Origin of the sequence: Sciscionella marina DSM 45152 (assembly GCF_000379465.1) — a bacterium.
Lineage (GTDB): Bacteria > Actinomycetota > Actinomycetes > Mycobacteriales > Pseudonocardiaceae > Sciscionella > Sciscionella marina.
Map to the genome: position 1 here is coordinate 401,705 of NZ_KB905425.1, position 19,663 is coordinate 421,367.

General features: G+C 67.7%; 23 protein-coding genes. 13 read left to right on the plus strand and 10 right to left on the minus strand.

Going from position 1 to position 19,663, the window contains the following annotated elements; genetic code table 11:
- Position 1: 1 nt before the first annotated feature.
- The 7 genes from A37U_RS0135160 to A37U_RS0135190 all read left to right on the plus strand — a co-directional run bounded on the left by A37U_RS0135160 (position 2) and on the right by A37U_RS0135190 (position 6,236).
- Positions 2 to 709 carry an MBL fold metallo-hydrolase gene (locus A37U_RS0135160; RefSeq protein WP_020501355.1) on the plus strand — a complete coding sequence of 236 codons (708 nt, stop codon included), beginning with the start codon at positions 2 to 4 and terminating at the stop codon, positions 707 to 709.
- A 309-nt stretch (positions 710 to 1,018) separates the two neighbouring features.
- The gene (locus A37U_RS0135165; protein ID WP_020501356.1) at positions 1,019 to 2,338 is read left to right on the plus strand and encodes an MFS transporter; all 1,320 of its coding nucleotides are present in this window, start codon (positions 1,019 to 1,021) and stop codon (positions 2,336 to 2,338) included.
- Positions 2,335 to 3,099 carry an SDR family NAD(P)-dependent oxidoreductase gene (locus tag A37U_RS0135170; RefSeq protein WP_020501357.1) on the plus strand — a complete coding sequence of 255 codons (765 nt, stop codon included), beginning with the start codon at positions 2,335 to 2,337 and terminating at the stop codon, positions 3,097 to 3,099. The genes A37U_RS0135165 and A37U_RS0135170 overlap by 4 nt, the downstream gene beginning before the upstream one ends.
- Complete coding sequence (locus tag A37U_RS0135175) at positions 3,096 to 3,488, plus strand: nuclear transport factor 2 family protein (protein WP_020501358.1); 393 nt, start codon at positions 3,096 to 3,098, stop codon at positions 3,486 to 3,488. Before A37U_RS0135170 ends, A37U_RS0135175 begins: the two co-directional genes overlap by 4 nt.
- 32 nt (positions 3,489 to 3,520) lie before the next feature.
- Positions 3,521 to 4,342 (plus strand): SDR family NAD(P)-dependent oxidoreductase, encoded by an 822-nt coding sequence (locus A37U_RS0135180; protein WP_020501359.1) that lies wholly within the window; start codon positions 3,521 to 3,523, stop codon positions 4,340 to 4,342.
- Positions 4,342 to 5,754, plus strand: coding sequence for an FAD-dependent oxidoreductase (locus tag A37U_RS0135185; RefSeq protein ID WP_020501360.1), 1,413 nt, complete (start codon positions 4,342 to 4,344; stop codon positions 5,752 to 5,754). The genes A37U_RS0135180 and A37U_RS0135185 overlap by 1 nt, the downstream gene beginning before the upstream one ends.
- Positions 5,751 to 6,236 carry a nuclear transport factor 2 family protein gene (locus A37U_RS0135190; RefSeq protein ID WP_020501361.1) on the plus strand — a complete coding sequence of 162 codons (486 nt, stop codon included), beginning with the start codon at positions 5,751 to 5,753 and terminating at the stop codon, positions 6,234 to 6,236. The genes A37U_RS0135185 and A37U_RS0135190 overlap by 4 nt, the downstream gene beginning before the upstream one ends.
- Before the next feature lie 9 nt (positions 6,237 to 6,245).
- Here the strand turns inward: A37U_RS0135190 and A37U_RS0135195 are convergent, their stop codons facing one another.
- Both A37U_RS0135195 and A37U_RS0135200 read right to left on the minus strand, forming a co-directional pair.
- Positions 6,246 to 6,965: an IclR family transcriptional regulator gene (locus tag A37U_RS0135195; protein WP_020501362.1), complete on the minus strand. Its 720-nt coding sequence runs from the start codon at positions 6,963 to 6,965 to the stop codon at positions 6,246 to 6,248.
- A complete protein-coding gene (locus A37U_RS0135200; protein WP_040589470.1) occupies positions 6,962 to 7,423 on the minus strand; it encodes a DUF6194 family protein in 462 nt (153 codons plus the stop codon). Before A37U_RS0135200 ends, A37U_RS0135195 begins: the two co-directional genes overlap by 4 nt.
- 37 nt (positions 7,424 to 7,460) lie before the next feature.
- Between A37U_RS0135200 and A37U_RS0135205 the strand changes: the two genes are divergently transcribed.
- Positions 7,461 to 8,219 (plus strand): MerR family transcriptional regulator, encoded by a 759-nt coding sequence (locus A37U_RS0135205; protein WP_020501364.1) that lies wholly within the window; start codon positions 7,461 to 7,463, stop codon positions 8,217 to 8,219.
- Here the strand turns inward: A37U_RS0135205 and A37U_RS0135210 are convergent.
- The 3 genes from A37U_RS0135210 to A37U_RS0135220 are packed head-to-tail and all read right to left on the minus strand — an operon-like array spanning position 8,191 to position 11,409.
- Positions 8,191 to 9,279, minus strand: coding sequence for a dipeptide epimerase (locus A37U_RS0135210; RefSeq protein ID WP_020501365.1), 1,089 nt, complete (start codon positions 9,277 to 9,279; stop codon positions 8,191 to 8,193). The two genes, A37U_RS0135205 and A37U_RS0135210, sit on opposite strands and share 29 nt — an antisense overlap.
- Positions 9,266 to 10,018 (minus strand): serine hydrolase, encoded by a 753-nt coding sequence (locus tag A37U_RS0135215; RefSeq protein WP_020501366.1) that lies wholly within the window; start codon positions 10,016 to 10,018, stop codon positions 9,266 to 9,268. Before A37U_RS0135215 ends, A37U_RS0135210 begins: the two co-directional genes overlap by 14 nt.
- A complete protein-coding gene (locus A37U_RS0135220) occupies positions 10,015 to 11,409 on the minus strand; it encodes an APC family permease (RefSeq protein WP_020501367.1) in 1,395 nt (464 codons plus the stop codon). The genes A37U_RS0135215 and A37U_RS0135220 overlap by 4 nt, the downstream gene beginning before the upstream one ends.
- A 128-nt stretch (positions 11,410 to 11,537) precedes the next feature.
- On the opposite strand from A37U_RS0135220, the gene A37U_RS0135225 reads away from it, so the two are divergent.
- The gene (locus tag A37U_RS0135225) at positions 11,538 to 12,296 is read left to right on the plus strand and encodes a FadR/GntR family transcriptional regulator (RefSeq protein WP_020501368.1); all 759 of its coding nucleotides are present in this window, start codon (positions 11,538 to 11,540) and stop codon (positions 12,294 to 12,296) included.
- A 6-nt stretch (positions 12,297 to 12,302) separates the two neighbouring features.
- On the opposite strand, the gene A37U_RS0135230 is transcribed toward A37U_RS0135225, so the two are convergent.
- Positions 12,303 to 12,803, minus strand: coding sequence for a 2'-5' RNA ligase family protein (locus A37U_RS0135230; RefSeq protein WP_020501369.1), 501 nt, complete (start codon positions 12,801 to 12,803; stop codon positions 12,303 to 12,305).
- 343 nt (positions 12,804 to 13,146) lie between these two features.
- Between A37U_RS0135230 and A37U_RS52190 the strand changes: the two genes are divergently transcribed.
- The 4 genes from A37U_RS52190 to A37U_RS50570 are packed head-to-tail and all read left to right on the plus strand — an operon-like array spanning position 13,147 to position 15,440.
- Positions 13,147 to 13,545, plus strand: coding sequence for a YbaB/EbfC family nucleoid-associated protein (locus A37U_RS52190; RefSeq protein WP_020501370.1), 399 nt, complete (start codon positions 13,147 to 13,149; stop codon positions 13,543 to 13,545).
- The gene (locus A37U_RS0135240) at positions 13,542 to 13,913 is read left to right on the plus strand and encodes a type VII secretion target (protein WP_020501371.1); all 372 of its coding nucleotides are present in this window, start codon (positions 13,542 to 13,544) and stop codon (positions 13,911 to 13,913) included. Before A37U_RS52190 ends, A37U_RS0135240 begins: the two co-directional genes overlap by 4 nt.
- Positions 13,914 to 13,918: 5 nt before the next feature.
- Entirely contained in the window at positions 13,919 to 14,824 is a 906-nt protein-coding gene (locus A37U_RS0135245) for a WXG100 family type VII secretion target (RefSeq protein WP_020501372.1), read from the plus strand.
- Between the two features lie 55 nt (positions 14,825 to 14,879).
- Positions 14,880 to 15,440, plus strand: coding sequence for a TetR/AcrR family transcriptional regulator C-terminal domain-containing protein (locus A37U_RS50570; RefSeq protein ID WP_083934156.1), 561 nt, complete (start codon positions 14,880 to 14,882; stop codon positions 15,438 to 15,440).
- On the opposite strand, the gene A37U_RS0135250 is transcribed toward A37U_RS50570, so the two are convergent.
- Genes A37U_RS0135250 through A37U_RS46890 form a run of 4 tightly spaced genes read right to left on the minus strand, consistent with a single transcriptional unit; the run spans position 15,391 to position 19,657 of the window.
- Positions 15,391 to 16,746, minus strand: a complete 1,356-nt coding sequence (locus A37U_RS0135250; RefSeq protein WP_020501373.1) for a serine hydrolase domain-containing protein — start codon at positions 16,744 to 16,746, stop codon at positions 15,391 to 15,393. The genes A37U_RS50570 and A37U_RS0135250 overlap by 50 nt on opposite strands.
- Positions 16,747 to 16,789: 43 nt before the next feature.
- A complete protein-coding gene (locus tag A37U_RS0135255; protein ID WP_020501374.1) occupies positions 16,790 to 17,662 on the minus strand; it encodes an ABC transporter permease in 873 nt (290 codons plus the stop codon).
- A gap of 16 nt (positions 17,663 to 17,678) precedes the next feature.
- Positions 17,679 to 18,626 (minus strand): ABC transporter permease, encoded by a 948-nt coding sequence (locus A37U_RS0135260; protein WP_020501375.1) that lies wholly within the window; start codon positions 18,624 to 18,626, stop codon positions 17,679 to 17,681.
- Positions 18,623 to 19,657 carry an oligopeptide/dipeptide ABC transporter ATP-binding protein gene (locus A37U_RS46890; protein WP_083934158.1) on the minus strand — a complete coding sequence of 345 codons (1,035 nt, stop codon included), beginning with the start codon at positions 19,655 to 19,657 and terminating at the stop codon, positions 18,623 to 18,625. The genes A37U_RS0135260 and A37U_RS46890 overlap by 4 nt, the downstream gene beginning before the upstream one ends.
- Between the last annotated feature and the right edge of the window lie 6 nt (positions 19,658 to 19,663).

A 19,663-nucleotide genomic window follows, 5' to 3' on the forward strand; every position in this document is an offset into this window, starting at 1 on the left:
CGTGTCCGAGCGCTTGTATTTCCGTCAGCTGCTCTCCGGCCGGGACTTCGCCGCCGGTGACCCGATCGCGACCCAGATGCTCAACTTCGCCTATGTGATCGGTGACCGTGTCACGCGCGAGGCGGTGCTGATCGATCCGGCCTACGCGGTCGAGGATCTGCTGGCCGTGCTCGACGCCGATGACATGCGGCTGACCGGGGTGCTGGCCACGCATCACCATCCGGATCACGTCGGCGGGTCGATGATGGGGTTCACCCTGGCCGGGCTCGCCGAGCTGATGGCCAGCAGGCCGGCTCCGGTGCACGTGCAGCAGACCGAGCGGGACTGGGTCCAGACCGTCACCGGGCTGTCCGCCAGCGATCTGATCACCCACGATCACGACGATGTGGTGACCGTCGGGGAGATTCCGATCCGGTTGCTGCACACGCCGGGGCACACCCCGGGCAGCCAGTGTTTCCTGCTCGAGGACCGGATCATCGCCGGGGACACCCTGTTTTTGGAAGGCTGCGGGCGCACCGATTTCCCCGGTGGGAACGCCGAGGAGATGTACCACAGCCTGCGCGCGCTCGCGGATCTTCCCGGTGACCCGGTGGTCTACCCAGGGCACCAGTACTCCGCCGAGCCGTCCGCGCCGTTGTCCACGGTGCGCGACACCAACTTCGTCTACCGGCCGCGTTCACTCGAGGAGTGGCGCACCCTGTTCGGTTAACCAGCGGCTTCGTTCGGGACGCCGCTGAAATTCTCGGCGGCCGTCTTCTGCACGCGGCTGGTGCGTGCCCGGCTGCATCAGCCGTCCTCGGCTCTCGGGGGCGGAGCGCACTTCTCGCGTCCTGGCCGACCCGGCCGGTTCGGCGAACTGCGCCCCGGTCGCGGCCGGCGAATCGAGTGGGCTACACCTGGCGTCCGGTCCTGTGCTTCCGGTATTCGTGCATCTCGCGGCATTGCGCGTCCATCATCGCCCTTTTATACTTCAATTATCGAACGTGATGCTCACTATGTGAACATAGAAGGGTTGTCAATGACGAAACCCGTTTCCCCGGACGCCGTGGTGGACGAGGTGCCCGCGAGACCGTCGAAGGCGCACGCGAAGGTCATCCGCGGTGCTGTCCTCGGCACCATCGTCGAGTACTACGATTTCGGCATTTACGGCTATATGGCCACGGTCATCGGTGAGCACTTCTTCGTGAAAAGCGATTCGACCGCGGGGCTGCTCGGTACGTTCGCCACCTTCGCGGTCGCCTTCTTCCTCCGGGTGCCCGGTGGGATCTTCTTCGGGCACATGGGCGACAAGTTCGGCAGGAAACGTGCGCTCACCTGGACCATCATCCTGATGGCCGTGGCGACCGCGATCATGGGAATCCTGCCGACCTATGCGACCCTCGGCGTGTGGGCGACCGTGTTGCTCACGCTTTCCCGTTGCCTGCAGGGATTCGCGGCGGGCGGGGAGATCGGCGGGGCGAACTCCTTCGTGTCCGAGCACGCGCCGCGGCGTTGGCGGGCCTTCCAGACCTCGATGGTCAATTCCGGTACCTACATCGGATCGCTGGTCGCCTCGCTGATGGCCCTGGCGCTGACCAGTGGTCTCGGCGAGCACCAGGTCGCCGCCTGGGGGTGGCGCATCCCCTTCCTGCTCAGCCTCGTCATCGGGGTCGTCGGGCTGTGGATCCGCAGTTCCCTCGATGAAACCGAACAGTTCAAGGACATGCGCGACCGGGCGGAAATCGAGCGGGTGCCACTGTTCTCCCTGTTGCGCACATCCTGGCGGCACATTCTCGTCGTCATCGGGCTCGGCGCGCTCATCACGGGCGGCTACTACATCGCTTCGGTCTACGCCGCCAGCTATTTGCAGACCGCGGGCGGACGCTCACCGCAGCTGGCTTTCACCGCGACCTGCATCGCCATGGTCTTCGGGGTGATCACGCTGCCGGTCTCCGGCTATCTCGGCGATCGCATCGGCCGCAAACCGGTGCTGCTCTTCGGATCCGCGGCCGCAGTGGTGCTCGGTGTGCCGATGTTCATGCTGATGTCCGATGGCCCGGCGGGCCTGGCGATCCTCGCGCCCGCGGTGCTGTTCGTGTGCGTCTCCATCGTCAACGGAGTCTCGTTCACCGTGTACGCGGAGCTGCTGCGCGCCCGGTTCCGGTACAGCGGCATCGCATTGGCCAACAACGTCACCAACATGCTGCTCGGCGGCACCGCGCCGTTCATCGCCACCCTGCTGGTCAGCGTGAGCGGCAATACCCTCGCGCCCGCCGCCTATTTCGTGGTGTGCGCGCTGATCAGCCTGATCGCGTGTTTCTTCGTCAAGGAGACCAAGGGAAAGGAACTGCCGTTATGACCGCGCGTTTCGCCGGACGCACCATCCTGGTCACCGGGGCGGGAAGTGGAATGGGTCGCGCCGAGTCGATCCTGCTCGCCGATGAGGGCGCACGGATCCTCGCCGCGGACATCGATCTCGGCGCGGCCGAGACCGTCGCCGAACAGACCGGTGGAACCGCGTATCGGCTCGATGTCGCCGATCCCGAGTCGTGGCAACACATCCGCGCCGAGGTGGAGGTGCTGCACGGACTGGTGAACAACGCCGGGGTGAGTTTCCGCAACGGCATCGCGGACACCAGCGTCGAGGATTGGCACCGGGTCATGGACATCAATCTCTCCAGTGTCTTCTACGGGATGAAGTTCCTCCGTGAGCCGCTGTCTCGCGCCGAAGGTGCCTCGGTGGTCAACGTTTCCTCGATCGCGGGCATGCTCGGGTACTTCTCCCCCTCCTACGGCGCCAGCAAATGGGGCGTGCGCGGGCTGTCCAAGGTCGCCGCGCTGGAATTCGCCGGTGCGGGAATCCGGGTCAACTCCGTGCATCCCGGACTGGTGGACACCCCGCTGTTGCATTCCGGGGACGGCCGGTTCGTCGCCGAGAGCCTGCGCTCGGTGCCGCAGGGAAGGGTTGCCAGCCCGGAGGAGATCGCGCACACCGTCGCGTTCCTGCTCGGTCCGGAGTCCTCCTATGTCAACGGAACCGAACTCGTCGTCGACGGTGCGCTCGTCGCGGGCGGGATCTATCACCGCATCACGACCGAGCTCGCGGCGGGGACCGTATGAGCGCACAGTTCTTCGAGCTACTCGAACTGCTCGGCGGGCAGGCACATGCGATCGATTCGGGACGGGCACTCGACTGGGCGCGCACCTTCACCGAGGACGGGGTGTTCGCCTCGCCGAGCTATCCGGAACCGGTACGCGGCAGGGCGGCGCTGACCAGGTTCGCCGAGCGGTTCGCCGCGAACAATCCTGGCGCGCACCACATCGTCACCAATGCCTGCATCGCGGACTCGATCGGCCCCGATGAATGCCGTGCCATGGCGAATCTGCTCATCGTGCGCACCCTCCAGGACGGTGCGGTGCGCATCGAGCGGGTGACGACCATCCACGACCACCTGCTGCGTGAACACGGCGCACTCCGCGTCGCCGAACGCGTGGTCACCCGAGACTGAGGAAGGTTCGAGATTTGGAAGGGAAATCAGTGATGACAACGGAAAACCCGGCGCGCACCGATTCCGCCCCGCTGTACGCGCGTTACCCGGAGACCGTGGGCAAGGTCGCCGTGGTCACCGGTGCGGCGCGCGGCATGGGTGCGGTGTTCGTGGAGGAACTCGCCCGGCGCGGTGTGCACGCGGTCGGCGGTGACCTCGACGGCGCCGCGATGAAACAGCTTGCCGGGCAGGTGAACGAACGGCTCACCGGCACCGAGGGGGCGGCGCGAGTATTCGGTGCGGAGATCGACGTGACGGTCGCCGAGCAGCACCAGCGGTTGTTGCAGACCGCGCTCGCCGAGTTCGGCCGGGTGGATTACTGGGTGAACAACGCCGGGATCTTCCCGCAGGCCGAGTTCACCGAGATCTCCCCGGAACAGCTCACCTCCACCTACCAGGTCAACGTGAACGGCGTCGCCTACGGTGCGCAGACCGCTGCGCGGCACATGCGCGAGCACGGTGGCGGCGCGATCGTGAACATGGCCTCGGTCGCGGGGGTACGGGTGCGCGCGACCAGGGCCGCGTACAACTCCTCCAAGGCCGCGGTGCGCCACCTGACCAGTTGCATGGCGGTGGAGCTCGGTTCGGACGGCATCCGGGTCAACGCCATCGCTCCCGGTTTCGTGGACACCGAGATGACGCGCTGGGTGCGGGAGGACCCGGCAGCGCTCGAGCGCGCGCTCAGCGCGGTCCCGCTGCACCGGGTGGGCGCGCCGATCGAGGTGTTCGGGGCGCTGTATTTCCTGCTCTCGGACAGCGCGCGGTACATGACCGGCGCGGTGCTCCCGGTCGACGGCGGATCGCAGCACGCCTGATGGACGACTACGACCTGGTGGTGATCGGCGCGGGCGGGGCGGGCCTTGCCGCTGCCGTTTCCGGGGCACAGGAAGGACTTCGGGTGCTCGTGCTGGAGTCCGAGGACGAGGTCGGCGGATCCACCCAGCTCTCCGCGGGCATGCTCACCGCCTCGGCGACCAGTGTGCAGGCCGGGCTCGGTGTCGCCGACTCGCCTTCGGCGATGTACCAGCATTACATGGACCTCAACCAGTGGCGGGTGCTTCCCGGTCCGGTCAAGGCATTCTGCGCCGAATCGGGTCCGGTGCTGGAATGGTTGCTCGAACTCGGCGTGGAGATACCCGCGCGGCAGTCGGGCAATGCGCACATGCCGGGGCTGACCAGGGCCGGGGTCGAGGATGTCTGGCGCGGGCATGTACCCAAGGATCAGGGATACGGCCTCGTGCAGACCCTGGACCGGGCACGCAGGCGGCTCGGTGCCGACCTCGCGCTCGGCAGCAGGGCCGATGATCTGGTCGTCGAGAACGGTGCCGTGCGCGGTGTCGTGGTGGGCGGGGAGCGGGTCAGCGCGGGCACGGTCGTGGTGGCCTGCGGCGGACTCGCCCAGGATCCGGTGCTGCGCGAGCGGTTCTTCCCCGATACGCGGATCGCGGGGGAGAACCTGTTCGTGGTCGCGGCCCCGGGGAGCAGGGGCGATCACATCGGGTTCGCCGAACGGAACGGGCTGGCCCTGTTCGGCCAGGGATGGGGACTGCTGCTGGTGACCGCGGAATTCCAGCGCATGCATCACTGGCAGAGCGGTTTCCCGCCGGTCTCCCGGATCCATGTCGACCGCGCGGGAATCCGGTGCATGGACGAGGACGCGCCGTATGCGGTGAGCCCGGGAATTCTCGCGGACAACGGCGGTTTCGTGTGGGCGGTGTTCGACGAGTCCGCGCGGACCGGGCTGCCGAACGGATACGCGGACTGGACCCCGGACCGGGTGCTCGAGGAAGCCGAGAAGGGTGTGGTGCGCCGCGCGGACACCCTCACCGGGCTGGCCGAGTGCATCGAGGTGCCCGCGGCGAACCTCACGGCCAGCGTGCACCGGTTCAACACTCTGCTGCCCGCAGGGCACGACGAGGACTTCCTCCGCCACGAAACCCTTGCCGCCAAACGGGTCGACCCACATCTCGAACCGATCCACAGTGGACCGTTCTACGCGGTCCGGATGCTGCCCGCCGAGCTCGTGTGCACCCACGCCGGGCTGCGCATCGACGGCGCGGCCCGGGTACAGGACACCGCAGGGCGGACCGTCCCCGGACTGTACGCGGCGGGCGAGGCCGCGGGCGGAGTGCTCGGGCAGCGGTATGTCGGCGGTGGGAACTCCGTGGCGCACGCCGTGGTTTTCGGGTATATCGCGGGAAAACAGGCAGCAAAGGAGCGCCGATGACCAGGGTCGAGGACCGGATCGCGATCGAGAATGTGCTCTATTCCTATGCGCGCGCGGTAGACCGGCTTGATTTCGACGGTATTCGCGCGTGCTATTTCCCCGAGGCGATCGACGATCACGGCGGATACCGGGGAACCGCCGAGGGGCTGGTCGAGGATATTCGGGCCAGGCACGCCACGATCGATTCCTCGCAGCATTTCATCAGCAATGTTCTCGTGGAATTCACCGGTGCGGACAGTGCCGCTGTCGAATCGTACTGCCTGTGCTATCTGCGCCAGCTGCTCGCCGAAGGCGAAACCACTCAGCTGCTGGCTACCATCCGCTGCCGTTATGTGGACCGGTTCGAATACCGCGCAGGGTGCTGGCGCATCGCCGCGCGGACCGTGGTCTTCGACGAGTACCGGATGAGCCGGATCGCGGATGAACTGCCCGCGAGCTGGGTGCGTTCGGCGCGTGATCGTACCGATCCGGTCTACGGCTGAGCGCGGTCCTCAGCGCAGCCTGGCGCGGGGATTCCGCAGTGCCTCACCGATATCGGCCGCGGCGCGCACCACATGCGGGGCGACCTCGCCGACGGCCTCCCGATCGACGAGCGAGACACCCACGCTCATCTCGGACATCGTCTGCGGGGTGGTCACCGAGACCGAGATCCCGACGACGCCGGGGATGATGTGGCCGAGCGAGACCGCGTAACCGTGTTCGCGAGCCTCGACCACTTCGGGAACATCGCCGGGACGGGCCGGGCGCCCGGCGAGGATCGCGATACCACCCGAGCCCTGGGTTATCCCGTGCCGTTGCCCGGTGCGGAAGGCGATGTGCGCCGCGGCGAGGCGCGGTTCCACGACGAGCACCGCCTGCACCTCGTCCTCGCTGATCGGCACCATCAGATTCGCGGTGGCATCCACCCGGTCGGCGAGCTCGGCCATGACCGGATAGGCGATACCGCGAAGGCCACTGTCCACCGAGGAGGCGAGCTCGACCAGTCCATAGGCCAGGTGGAAGCGTTTGTCCTCGGTGCGCCGCACGAGATCATGCTCGGCCAGGGTTTCCAGCAGCCGGTGCAGCGCGTTGCGGTTGAGCCCCAAGGAGTGCGCCATCTCGGTCACCGTCTCGCCGTCCGGCCTGGCCGCCAGGTGCCACAACACACGGATTCCCCTGTCGAGGGTCTGCGCGCCTGCCACCGCCCGACCGCGCTCCACATTCGAGCTCACGGTCCGATCCTAGCTTTCCGCCGTGCGGCGTCCTCGTGCGCTCGGCGCAGGAGGCGGATTGCCAGGTCCGTGGTGCGCTCACCGGGGTCGACGATCGCGATCCAGCCCTGCCTGCGATAGAGCGGGTGCGCAAGGACGGTGTCCACGGCCGCGAAGTCGACTTCAGCGCCCTCGGTCCGCGGGTCCTCGCCGATGAGCTCGGTGAACGTCTGTGTGCCGACGTGGATGTTCAGCCGCTGCCGACCGGGCCGGTCGAGCTCGGAGCGGGTGTCGCCGGGGTAGTTCTTGGTGACCACGGTGGCATAGGGCTGTTCGCGCTGCGGTACCTGTCCATCCGGGGCGTAGTAGAAGAACCGGTCACCCCAGGCGATCTCGGGGAAGGTGCTGCCTTCGGTGGGCGCCAGCTCGAGAACGTCGTCGAGCCCGCGTGCGGTTTCCAGGATCTGCTCCATACTCATGGTTCAAGTATGAGGTTGAAGTGCTTATGGAGGGTTCATGAGTCGAGCGCTGAGTACCGCCGCCGTCTCCGCCGCCACCGGGTACTCAGTCCAGCAGATCCGGGATCTGGAGTCGATCGGTGTCATCCCGGCGGCGGAGCGCGCGGACAACGGGTACCGGCGGTTCTCCCCGGTGCACGTGCGCGATCTGCACGCCTACCGGGACCTGGCCGCGGCGGTGGGCCCGGTGGCGGCCCGCAGGACGATGCGCGAGATCCGCTCACTCTCGCCGGACGCGGCGGCCGCCCTGGTGTGTTCTCTGCACGCGCGGCTCAACGAAGAGCGCGAACAGGCCCGCGCCGCGCGGGGCGCCCTCCAGACTATCCACGCCGAAGCGGTGACGGAGGCGGCGGCCACCGGAGCGGATGTGCCCACTGAAAAAGACGTGATGACGATCCGTGAACTGGCCGATGCGCTCGGAGTGCGCACCTCCACGCTGCGGTTCTGGGAAACCGCCGGTCTCGTGCAACCCGAGCGGATCGCCAGCGCAGCGGGTTCGGCCCGGAGCTATCCGCTCGCCGCGATTCACGAGGCCCGTATCACCGCGGCACTGCGCGCGGCCGGGTACCGCATCCCCGATGTGCAGCGCGCACTCACGGCGATTCGCGGGCTGCGTGAGACCGAGCCGTCCCTTGCCGCGCTGGACGAACGGATCGAAGCGATCGGCGCGCGTTCCCTCGCCCTGTTACGGGCCGGAACCACGCTGGCCGCGATCATCGGGTCCCTGCCTAGAACACCTCCTCGGTGCGGCCGGTGATACCGGAACCGGGTGCGTCCGGAATGGTGATCTCACTGCCGTGGTAACCGATCCCGCCGAGCACGGGGGAGTGGCGCAGCCACCAGGCGGCGTCCAGATCGGGTACCGGATCGGCGCCGGGAGTGGCCGCGGCGAGTGCCGCTGTGGCCCCGATACCCACGTGGGTTTCCATCATGGAACCGAAAAGCACGCCGAGGCCCGCGGATTCGGCGATCGCGGCGAGCGCGCGGGCCGGGCGCAGTCCGCCGCATTTGGCCAGCTTGATGTTGACCATGTCGGCCGCGCCGCGCCGGATGAGTTCGAGTAGATCGGCGGGCACACACACGGATTCGTCGGCGAGGATCGGTGTGTCCACGGCCGCGGTGACCCGGGCGAGCCCGTCGAGATCGCCGGCGGGGACCGGTTGTTCGACCAGTTCCACATCCAGTCCGGCGTCTTCGAATTGCCGGATCAGCCGGATCGCCTGTTTGGCCGTCCAGCCCTGATTGGCGTCCAGCCGCAGCCGTACCTCGGGGCCTGCGGCCGCGCGGATGCGGCGCAGCCGGTCCAGTTCGTCCTCGCCCCGATCGCCGACCTTGATCTTGAGCGTGCCGAATCCCTCGCCTGTGCGGGTGTTCGCCGTCTCCGCCATCGCGGCCGTGGTACCGACGGCGAGGGTGACATCGGTCGGCATCGTGCGCGGCCGGGCACCGAGGAACCGGACGAGCGGCACTCCACTGCGGGCCGCGGCCAGATCGTGCACCGCGCAGTCGAGTGCGGATTTCGCGGAGGTGTTGGCCACGATCGCGCGCTCGATGTCCCGGCACAGTGCCTCGGTGTCCGCGGGATCCCTGTCGAGCACCGTTTCGCGCAGCGGTCCCTCGAGCGCCGCGGTGATCCCCGGCCCGCTCTCCCCGGTGACCCGCCAGGTTTCGGTGCCCTCACCCCAGCCACGGTTGCCCTGATCATCGCGCAGTTCGACGAGCACCGCCTCGACCGCGTCGGTCCGGCGCACCGCGGTGACGAACGGCTCACGCAGCGGGATCCGGACCCGGTGGGTGCGCAGCTCAGTGACCGGCATGCGGCTCCTCGGCGCGCAGTGACCAGGTTGTCGCGGTCACTTCGTGGATCAGTTCGAGCGCGGTGCCCTCGTCGAGCCCGCTGGTGCAGACCACGAGCACATACGCCGGGGCGTCGGCGGGGCGGATGATCGCGGCATCGTGCAGCAACCGGTCCACCCAGCCGCTTTTGTTGCCCACCTTGGTCCCTGGCGGAAGGGCGGCCGGGATGCAGTCGCGGTACTGCGCCGCGTCGAGCACGGCGAGCAGTTCCTCGTCCGCGGCGAAGCGCGCGAGCAGGGCGGCGACTGAGGCCGCGGTGACGGTGTTGCTGATCCCGGCGGCCGAGGCGGTCGCGTCGCCGATACCCCGCAGCACCCGCATCCCTGGCGGGCATTCCGTTGCCACGGCGGGGATTCCGGTCCGTTCCAGCACCAGATTGGTGGCGAGATTGCTGCTGGCCACGATCATCCGCTCGCACAGCCAGCCGAGCGTTGCCGTGCGACCGAGCAGCTCCCAGGGCTGCTCGTCGTTGTCGTCCGCGTGGTCGAGGGAGAACCGGCCGCTGTGTGCCGAGGCGAACTCCGCGTGCACCGGTACCCGTTCTGCGAGGTCCAGCGCACCGGCTCGATACGCGGCGGCCAGCAGCGGAAGTTTCATCAGGCTCGCCGCGTAGTACGCGATCTCAGCACGGTGGGCGAACACCGGTGCACGACCGGGCCGCCCGCACCACACCGAGGCGTGGTCCCCGAGCTCGCTCATGACGGCTGCGCCAGGCTGATCGATCGACCGGTGAACTTGCGCACCAACAGGATCACGCAACCGATCGCGAGCCACACCAGTCCGCCGATCTTCGCGTGCAGGTCCGCGTTCCACAGCACATAACCGATGATCACGAAACCGATCAGCGGAACCACCAGGTGCATGCCGTAGCTGCGCGTGCGGCGCTTGACGATGTAGTAGCCGAACACCGTGACGTGCAGCAGCAGGAACGAGGCCAGCGCTCCGAAGTTCACCAGGCTGGACAGGGTTTCCACCTGGCCGACGAACACGATCCCGAGCACCACCGACAGCCCGCCCACGAGCAGCACCGCGCGCTGCGGGACGCGCCGTTTCGGGTGCACATGGGCCAGGAACCGGGGCAGCTGCCCGTCCCTGGACATGGCGAACAGCAGCCGGGAGGTGGCGGCCTGGGCCACGAGCGAATCCGCGAGAGCGGCGGAAAGGGCCACGGTGAGCGCGGCTATCGCCTTGAACGTGCCACCGCCGACCAGATACGCGACCCCGTAGAAGGCGTCGTTGATCGCTTCCGTGCCGACGAAGGATGTCTTGCCCGGCAACAACAACGCGGCCAGATAGGTCTGCACGATGAACATGCCCGCGACGATGAGCAGGGAAAGCACGGTCGCCCTGCCGACCACCTTGGGGCCGCCCTTGGTTTCCTCGGCCAGTGTGGAAATGGCGTCGAAACCGAGGAAGGACAATGCGGCCACCGAGACCGCGCCGAAGACCATGTCCGGATGGAAGGTCGCCGGGTTGAAGATCGGATCGGTGCTCCAGTGTGCCCCGTTGACACCCTGGACGATCGCGATGACCGCGAGCACCAGGAACGCCGCGAGCACGAGCAGCAGGGCGGCGAGCATGATGCGGTTCGCCCGCGCCGTCGTCTCGATGCCCAGCATGTTGATCACCGTGTTCACCACGACGAAGAACACCACCCACGCGGGTTCCGGGATCGCGGGCACGATCGCGGACATCGCCGCCGCCCCGGTCACGTAGAGCAGGGTGGGGATGAGCAGATAGTCGAGCAGGATGGCCCAGCCGGCGAGGAAACCGGCCGGGGCGGAGAGCCCGCGCCCGGCATAGGCGTACACCGAGCCCGCGATCGGGAAGGCCCGGGACATCTCCCGGTAGCTCAGCGCGGTGAAGATCATCGCCAGCACGCCGATCAGGTACACGAGCGGGACCATGCCGTGCGAGACGTTGAACACCGGGCCGAAGATCGCGAACGGCGCGGTCGGGGCCATGAACACCAGCCCGTAGACGAGCAGGTCCTTGAGCCCGAGGCTGCGCTTGAGCTGCTGGGTGTACCCGAAGTCCGCGAGTTCACCGGATTCCGGTGCTCCGCGCGCCGCCTGCGAGTCCGTCGCCATGCTCACCTCTTCCCGTGATTCTTGTGCCCGCCCATCCTGAGCGATAAAAGGTAAATAGACAAGACCTTAAAATCGTTCGGCGGGCCGACCTGGCATGCTGAACGGGAAGCAGCGGCAGGAGGGTGAGCATGGGTCAGGGCCAGCGGCGGGCCGGACAGGCCGGTCTGGAGCCGGTCCGGGTACCGAGCGCTGCCGATGAGGTGGCCGACCGGTTGCTCACCGCGATCGCGCTCGGCGAGTTCAGCGTCGGTGAGCGGCTGCCCCCGGAACGTGAACTCGCCGAACAGCTCGGGGTCAGCAGGCCGACCGTGCGCATCGCCGTCGGCAGGCTGCGCGAGATCGGGTGCCTCGAGGTGGTGCGCGGCCGTTCCGGCGGCCACTACGTGCGCACCGGATGGCGCGCGGAATCCGCCGATGCGGTGCGGCGCACCTTGATGCCCAAATGGGAGCGGGTGCACACCCTGCAGGACACCCGCTGCCTCATCGAATCGCTGATCGCCAGGACCGCGGCGGAACGCTGTGGGGCGGACGAAGCCGCCGACATCCGGGCGGCACTGGCGGCCTACGAGTCCGCAAGCGAACCGGCCGAGGTGCGCAGCACGAGCGCGGGCCTGCACGAGGCGATCGCCAGGGCGGCGCACAACGAGCCGCTCGCCGTGTACAGCAGGCAGCTGCTGCAGGAGATCACCGCGGGCTTCCCCATCGAGCCGTACAGCGGAAACCTCACCGAACGATCGCTCGCCGAGCACCGTGCCCTCGCCGAAGCGGTGCTCGCCGGGGAAGCCGAACGGGCCGCCCGGATCGCGCGCGAGCACTTCACCATCACCGGGGAGAACCTGCGCGCCATCCTCGAACGCAGCACGGCCGAACCGGATTCCGCGTCCTGACTCACCTCAGCACAACGGAATCGTGTGCAGGGTTTCCCAGCCCATGCCGCCGAGCGTGACGAGCACCGCTTCGCGCACCGTGCCCCGCACCGGCAGCTGTTCGCCGAGCCGATCGGCGAGCAGCGCCGCTTCGTGCTCCGTGCCGCCCATACCCACCGTCAAATGGGTGCGGGGATCGGAACCGAACCGTCCGCCGTAGGGCACCAGCTCCGGCCATGCGCCCCGCAAGCGGTGGGCGAGCGGCTGCAGCGAAGGCGCGTCCACCGCGACGAATCCCGGTGCCGTGGTGACTTCCTCGAGCACCACCTCACAGGGACCGGTGCCCGCGAGCAGCACGCCGATCCGCTCGGTAACGGTATCGGTGACCTGGTCCCGCGGCAGGAACGGATACGAAAGGGCGATGTGCGCCGGAATGCCCGGCCGCGTCATTCCCGGATCGGCCAGTGTGAGCAGCGGATCGGCTTCCGGGAGCAGGACGAGGACGGCCGTGGTACCGGGCTCGGGCATGGATTCTCCGTCTCGCGGGTTTGTCTTCGCGTGCACTCCCATTCCTCAGGTGGCGATTATGGCGGTGAAAGAATGGGCGACTCTTCGAGGGCTTTGCCCCGCGCCGCCGTTTTCCCTCGCTTCCGCGGGCAGCCGCTATCCGACCGGCAACACGCCCGTTGCTGTCAGCGGCCACCTACGTAGTGTAGTTCCCTGGCTGCAACTCCTGAACCGAATTGCGCATCGGGGTTTCTTTCGGACTTCTTACGAGGCATGCTCCGGTGGAACCCCTGCCGGTGCCGTGTGGGTCTCAGGTCTGGATCGTCCGCCGACAGTCGGCGGGCCTGCGGACAGGAGGCGAGTCATGACTGAATCCTGGGCCTCGGAGGAGGCGTTTCGGCAAGCACAGAGCCGGATCGACGGGATCGTCGCGGAGGCCGAGCAGCGTTACGAACGGGCGCGGGCGGCAAGAGAAGACCTGGAGCACCGGACGGTCAGCGCCGAGTCCACGCGTGGCGAGGTGCGGGTCACCGTCGCGGCGAACGGGACGTTGCGCGATCTCGAACTCGGGGAGCGCGCCGATCGCTGGTCGCGGTCCGAACTCTCCACGGAGATCCTGGCCTGCGTGCGGCGGGCGTACGCGAAACTGCCTGAGCTGGCCGAGGAGGTCTATGCGGAGCGGTTCGGTGCGCACGACGCCGCTGCCGAACATGCGGTCTCGCTGCTGCGCGAGGCGTTCGGCGGTCAGGAGGACGCGCGATGAACGACAAGGGTTTTCACGTCGACCCGGACCGGCTTCGCGAACACGCGAGCTCGATCGCCGAAGTCCGCGCACGGATCCAACAGGTGATCGACGCGGGCACCGAGGTGACACCCGGTGGCTGGGACAATGCCTACGGCCTTGCCTGCCAAGGGTTTCCGATCGCCGTGCGCGCCAATGTGCAGCACCATCTCGACCTGATCAAGCGGCTCGATCGGGTGCTCGGCACGAGCGCGACCAAGCTGGAGCAGAACGCGACCGACTATGCCGGTCAGGAACGGCGTAACAAGCAGGAACTGGAACGGGTGTACGAGCAGCGGCAGCGGTCGCAAGGCCGCAGCAGCTTCCACGAGCGGCTCGATGGGGAGTGAGCGGCATGACCGGTTCGGATAATCCACTCGTCGACAAGAACTCCCGATTCGAATGGGGTGACTACGCGCCCGTCCAGGATGGCAGCGACCACGGCGGTACCCAGTGGTGGAACCCGTTCACCCCGGGGCAGGGCTACACCACGGACAAGACCGACCTCGACAGGTTCAGCCACTGGTTCGAGGGGGCGCCGGTGGTCAATGACGCGGTCACGATCGCCAAGAACATCGACAAGGCGGCGCAGGGTGAAAAGCTGCAGGTGCACGACTGGATCGAGCAGTTCGCCGCCGGGTACAGCCTCGGCACTTACGGGGTGGCCGTTGCCGAAGGCGACTGGGGCGGAACCACGGTGGCGCCCCTCGTGTCCTGGGCGCTGGAACATGTCAAACCACTGCGGTTACTGCTCGACGAGGTGACCGGGAATCAGGACACCGTCAACGCGGTGGCCAACACCTGGGAGAACATGGCCGGGGCACTGCAGGAGGCGTCCAAAAACTACGCGGACAAGGTCGAGCAGACCGTACAGTTCTGGCAGGGTGAGGCCGCCGATGCCTACCGGGAACACGCGCGGCAGCTGATCGGCGCCCTCGCCTCCGCTGGGGTGATGTGCCACTCCTGGGCCACACTCGTCCGCATCGTCAGCGAACTCGTCGGCATCGTGCACGACTTCATCAGAGAACTCATCGCCGCCGTTGTCGGGCAGATCGTGCAGGATCTGGCCGAGGCAGCGACCGTCGTCGGGGCCGCGGCCATTCCCGAACAGACCACGGGCGAGGTCGTGCGGGCCAGCGGGGTCGCGGCGAAAGCCGTCGCGAAAGCGGTGGAGGGGGCGTTCAAGATCGAGGGACTCATCCCGAAAATCCTCACGATCCTCGACGAGATCGTGAAAATCATCGAACGCCTCGAAGACTGATCGGCGACCGTACAGCGGTGATGACATTTCGGCATCGAGCCAGATCATTTCCGTCTTGGACACCTGCGAACGGATTGGCCAGACTGCGGACACCGACACAGTGCAGGTGACGCTGGCGTTGAAACTGATCAACGAACCGGCCGAGGCCGCCCTCGAAGACCTCACAGAGCTGAGTCGGCCGACAGCGGGCGAACCCTGGCGGGACTGGCTGACGGTCGCGGCGCAACGCATGCGAGAAGCGATCCTTACCCATCCCGGCGGCGCCTGGGTCGTCTCCACCGCGCACCTGTCACCGGCCCTCGCGGCCGTCACGGAGCTGGCGATGAGCACCCCCGTCCGTCGAGGATTGCACCTGCGGCAGGCCCGCCTGATCGTGCTTGCCAGACAGCGGTTCATCATCGGCCACGTCCTTGAAGAGCAGTCACCGCCGAATCGTTCGCCGCACGCCATCCCACGATCACCGCGGGAATCGCCGACTCCGCCGAACACGTCTGGTCCTGGTCACGGTTGCACCGCCGACGACAACACCAAGCCCGCCTCAGCCACGACAAACGCCGCGGCTACCTTCAGGCTCCGGTGCGGTGTGCGATTCGTCCGTGCCAGCGGATGGCGGTGATCCGGCCGTACCTGTCCTGGACGAAGGGGACATCAGAGACGGGGGAACCATCGTCGTCGATGATCATGAGTGCGTCCGGTGCGCATTGCAGCACTCGGTCGGCGGATTCGAGGTCGATCACATACTGTCCCGGTTCGGTGGCCGCGGCGTTCGCGATCAGCCGGAGTTCGCCGGAGTGTCGCCCGGGGGCGACGGTCATGGTGCCGTAGAAGCCGCAGTCGTAGGTTCCGGCGAGTGCCTCGGCCAGTTCCGCGGGTACCGGGCTCAGTGTCCGCCCCGGTATATGGCCGAGGACCTCGGTCTTGATGAGTCGATCGATTTCGGCGACCACGCCGCCGCCCTCGAGCGAGTTGGTGAGGACGGTGTAGGCCAGATCCAGCGCGGGGACCAGGACCAGCCGGGAGGCGTAGCCGATGGTCAGCCCGTCATGGGACATGCTGGGGTGGCCCTCGATCTCGTCGAGGTGCCAGGCGAGACCGATGTGCTCGCCACGTGGGCCACGATCGGCGAGTATCTCGAACAGTCGCGAGGGTGCGGCATCGGAGGTGACGAACCGGGCGTACCGCATCAGCTCGCGTGCGGTGCTGAGAACCCCGCCGCCGGGAACATCCCAACCGGGCAACTGCCAGTGCCGTTGCCAGCCCCGGTCCACCAAGAGCTCGGGTTCGCCATCGGGGGTGCGGCCGTGCGGAGCGGCGACCCGGCGCAGGATCGCCTCGTCCGCGGTGGTGCAGGTGATCTCCATTCCGGCGGGGACGAGGACGGTATCGCGGAGCACGTCGGCGTAGGCGCGGCCGGTGACTCGTTCGACGACCGCGGCCGCGACCATGATTCCCGGTCCGCTATAGGAGAAATCACTGCCCGGTTCGAACAGCAGCGGGCGCCGTGCGAAGTGCCGCAGTGAGGCCTGGATCGAGTCGTTCGCGCGGCCGGCGAGGAGGTTCGGTGCGTCGGCGATCATGTTCTGCGCGTCGATGCCGGATGTGTGGGTGATGGTGTGGCGCAGGGTGATCCGGGGATCGATGCCGGATTCGGGATCGAGCAGTGGGGCCACCGGATCGTCGAGCCCCACCTCGGCCTCGTCGAGCAGCTTGCCGATGATGAAACCGAGCAGTGTCTTGGAGATCGAGCCGACCTGGAAGATCGTGTCCGGATCCACCGGGAGCGGGTTGGCCACGCTGGTGTGCCCGAAGCCGCGCAGGATCTCGGTTCCGGCGTGCCGGATACCGATGGCGGCACCGGGTACGCCGTGGCGTTCGAGGATCGCGTCGATCCGCTCGTCGAGCAGTTCGCCGAAATCGGCCACTGGGTTCTCCTTCGTCGATCGGGGATGGGCGGTCTGTCTGGTGCTAGGCACCGGCGGTGGTGCGCGAGCGCGGATCGAGGCGGTCCCGCATGGCGTCCCCGAGCAGGTTGAACGCGACTACGAGGATCACGAAGGCGATCGCGGGGAAGGCCACGATCCACGGATGGGTCAGGAAGTACTGCTGCGATGAGGAGATCATGCTGCCGAAATCGGAATCCGGTGGTGTGCTGCCGAATCCGAGGAAGCTCAGCGCGGCGTAGGCGGCCTCGGCGGTGGACAGGTTGATCGCGGTCATGATCACCAGCGGCGAGGCGATGTTCGGGAGGATGTGCCTGCGCATGATCCAGATCCGGCTGCGCCCGCACAGCCTGGCCGCGTCGATGTAATGCCGTTGGTTGACCTCGATCGTGGAACCGCGCGCGATCCTGGCGAAGCGGGGGATGACGACGAGCCCGATCGCCAGGGAGGCGTTGACCAGTCCACTGCCCATCACCGCGAGTACCAGGATGGCGAGCAGGTACTCGGGGATGGCGAAAAGCAGGTCGACGATGCGGGAGAGCGCGCTGTCCCAGAACCGCCCGAGAAAACCCGAGGCGATGCCGATCGCGGTCCCGAGTACGAGCGCGAAGACCACCGCGATCACGGCCGCGAGCAGTGCGGGCCGGGTCGCGGCGATGATCCGGGAGAACACGTCACGGCCGAGCCCGTCGGTGCCGAGCCAGTGCGCGGCAGAGGGGGTGGACAGCTGCGGACCGGCGCCGATGTCGTTCGGTCCATAGGGAGCCAGTACCGGGCCGAGCACGGCGAGTACGAGGTAGGCGAGGATCACCAGGATCGCGAAGTTGGCGATGATTCCACGAAACGGCCAGCGCAGCCGCCTGGTCACCGGTGTGCCTTGCGCGGTTACCGAGGACATGCTCACTCCGTTTCCACTACCTGCGAAGGATGCGCCGGTCCACGAGCGGCAGCACCAGGTCGACGATGAGGTTGCCGATGATGAACGCGGCGGCGAGAACGAGCGCCTGCCCGGTCACCTGGACGAAGTCCCGGTTGGTTATCGAATCCAGCACGCCCCGGCCGAGACCGGGAAGGCTGAAGATCTTCTCCACGATGAACAGGCCACCGACCAGCAGGCCGAAGATGAACCCGATCAGCGTGAGCACCGGGGGAAGGGCCGCACGCAGAGCGTACTGGTACTTGATGCGCCATTCGGCGATACCATTGGTCCGCGCGGTGGCGATGTGCGGCTGGGCGAGGGTCTCGATCATCGAGGACCTGGTCATCTGGGCGACGAGCGGAGCAGTGGGGATGCCGACCGCGAGTGCCGGGAGGAGCATCGCCTGCAGATTCGCCAGTGGTGCTTGGGACAGCGGGATGTAGCTCGCCGAGTAGAGGTTCGTCAGGTAATGCGTGGCGAGGTAGAGGGCGATCGATCCGGAGACGAAGGCGGGGAAGGCGAAGATCACCAGCAGCGGGATGCGCATCGTCCAGTCGGCGGCCGTTCCGGCTCGGCTGGCCGTCATCACGCCGACCGGAACCCCGAGGACCACGGCGATCACCAGTCCGAGGACCGCGAGCTCGAACGAGACCGGCGCCTGCTGGCCGATCACCTCGATATTGGCCTGTCCGGAGATGGGAGAGACGCCGAAGTCGCCGTGCAGGGCGTTGCCGAGCCAGTCGAGATACTGTTGCCAGACCGGCTTGTCCAGGCCGAGTTTGTGCTCGATGGCGGCGATGTCGGCGGGCGAGGCTTTCGGACCGGCGAGCGTCATCGCGGGGTTTCCGGGCGCCAGCCCGCGCCCGGCCATGAACACGAGCGCGGACAGCACGAACAGCACCGCGGCGGCGCCGAGTACTTTCTTGCCGACGTACCGGATCACGAGGCCACGTCCGTTGCGGTCGGTTCGGTGTTCCGGTCGCGCGGGACCAGGGCGAGCCCGCCCGGTTTGTGACAGCGCACGAAGTGGCCGGAGCCCGTCTCGCGCAGCTGCGGGGCGTTCGCCCGGCACTGGTCGTCGGCGAGCGGGCACCGTGGCGCGAACCGGCAGCCCCGCGGAGGATCGACCGCGCTCGGCGGTTCCCCGGTGAGCACGATGCGCTCGACCGGTTCCTGGCCGGAATCCTCATCGAGGATGCGCGGTTCGGTCGAACGCAGCGCCACGGAGTAGGGATGCAGCAGTCCGTGCTCGAACACCGCCGCTGGGGCCTGTTCCACGATCTGGCCGAGGTACATCACCGCCACCGAGTGGCTGATTCGGCGGACCGCTCGCAGATCGTGCGAGATGAACACATAAGCGGTCCCGGTGTTCTGCTGTAGTCGAGCGAGCAGTGCGAGGGTCTGAGCCTGCAGCGAGGCGTCCAGGGAGGTGATCGCCTCGTCGAGCAGAATGAGCCGGGGCCTGCTGACGATCGCGCGCGCGATGCACACCCGCTGTTGTTGCCCGCCGGAGAGCTCGTGGGGGAATCGGGCGCGCAGCTCGGCGGCGATGCCGACGGCCTCGAAGGCCTCGGCGATGCGTGTTTCCCGTTCGGCGCGGGGTTGCCCGGGCAAAGCCTCGGCGACGGAATCGGCGACCCGCATCCGCGGATCGAGTGCGCTCGCCGGATCCTGGAACACTGCCTGCACGATTCCGGTGCCGCTGGCCCGGCCGACGGGCAGCTGCTCCTCGCCGATGGTGATCTGGCCGGAATCGGCGCTCTCCAGCCCGGTGACGAGCCTGCCGAGCGTGGATTTCCCGCAGCCCGACTCGCCGACGACGCCGAGCGTTCTCCCGGCGGCCAGGGAAACGCTGATGCCGTCCACCGCATGGACCCGTGGCCGGGGACCGCGAAGCACGGTCCGCCGGAGCGGGAAGTGCTTGACGGCCTCGTGCACGGACAGCACCTGGCCGTTCTGGTTTGACGTTGTCACTGGGCT

What these genes read in the sequence shown, in the direction of transcription:
- A37U_RS0135210 (WP_020501365.1), bottom strand. Translation starts at nt 9,279, where the DNA reads ATGCCGGTCACTGAGCTGCGCACCCACCGGGTCCGGATCCCGCTGCGT.
- A37U_RS0135170 (WP_020501357.1), top strand. Translation starts at nt 2,335, where the DNA reads ATGACCGCGCGTTTCGCCGGACGCACCATCCTGGTCACCGGGGCGGGA.
- A37U_RS0135215 (WP_020501366.1), bottom strand. Translation starts at nt 10,018, where the DNA reads ATGAGCGAGCTCGGGGACCACGCCTCGGTGTGGTGCGGGCGGCCCGGT.
- A37U_RS0135200 (WP_040589470.1), bottom strand. Translation starts at nt 7,423, where the DNA reads ATGAGTATGGAGCAGATCCTGGAAACCGCACGCGGGCTCGACGACGTT.
- A37U_RS0135245 (WP_020501372.1), top strand. Translation starts at nt 13,919, where the DNA reads ATGACCGGTTCGGATAATCCACTCGTCGACAAGAACTCCCGATTCGAA.
- A37U_RS0135205 (WP_020501364.1), top strand. Translation starts at nt 7,461, where the DNA reads ATGAGTCGAGCGCTGAGTACCGCCGCCGTCTCCGCCGCCACCGGGTAC.
- A37U_RS0135225 (WP_020501368.1), top strand. Translation starts at nt 11,538, where the DNA reads ATGGGTCAGGGCCAGCGGCGGGCCGGACAGGCCGGTCTGGAGCCGGTC.
- A37U_RS0135180 (WP_020501359.1), top strand. Translation starts at nt 3,521, where the DNA reads ATGACAACGGAAAACCCGGCGCGCACCGATTCCGCCCCGCTGTACGCG.
- A37U_RS0135185 (WP_020501360.1), top strand. Translation starts at nt 4,342, where the DNA reads ATGGACGACTACGACCTGGTGGTGATCGGCGCGGGCGGGGCGGGCCTT.
- A37U_RS0135240 (WP_020501371.1), top strand. Translation starts at nt 13,542, where the DNA reads ATGAACGACAAGGGTTTTCACGTCGACCCGGACCGGCTTCGCGAACAC.
- A37U_RS0135175 (WP_020501358.1), top strand. Translation starts at nt 3,096, where the DNA reads ATGAGCGCACAGTTCTTCGAGCTACTCGAACTGCTCGGCGGGCAGGCA.
- A37U_RS0135230 (WP_020501369.1), bottom strand. Translation starts at nt 12,803, where the DNA reads ATGCCCGAGCCCGGTACCACGGCCGTCCTCGTCCTGCTCCCGGAAGCC.
- A37U_RS52190 (WP_020501370.1), top strand. Translation starts at nt 13,147, where the DNA reads ATGACTGAATCCTGGGCCTCGGAGGAGGCGTTTCGGCAAGCACAGAGC.
- A37U_RS0135165 (WP_020501356.1), top strand. Translation starts at nt 1,019, where the DNA reads ATGACGAAACCCGTTTCCCCGGACGCCGTGGTGGACGAGGTGCCCGCG.
- A37U_RS0135255 (WP_020501374.1), bottom strand. Translation starts at nt 17,662, where the DNA reads ATGTCCTCGGTAACCGCGCAAGGCACACCGGTGACCAGGCGGCTGCGC.
- A37U_RS0135220 (WP_020501367.1), bottom strand. Translation starts at nt 11,409, where the DNA reads ATGGCGACGGACTCGCAGGCGGCGCGCGGAGCACCGGAATCCGGTGAA.
- A37U_RS0135190 (WP_020501361.1), top strand. Translation starts at nt 5,751, where the DNA reads ATGACCAGGGTCGAGGACCGGATCGCGATCGAGAATGTGCTCTATTCC.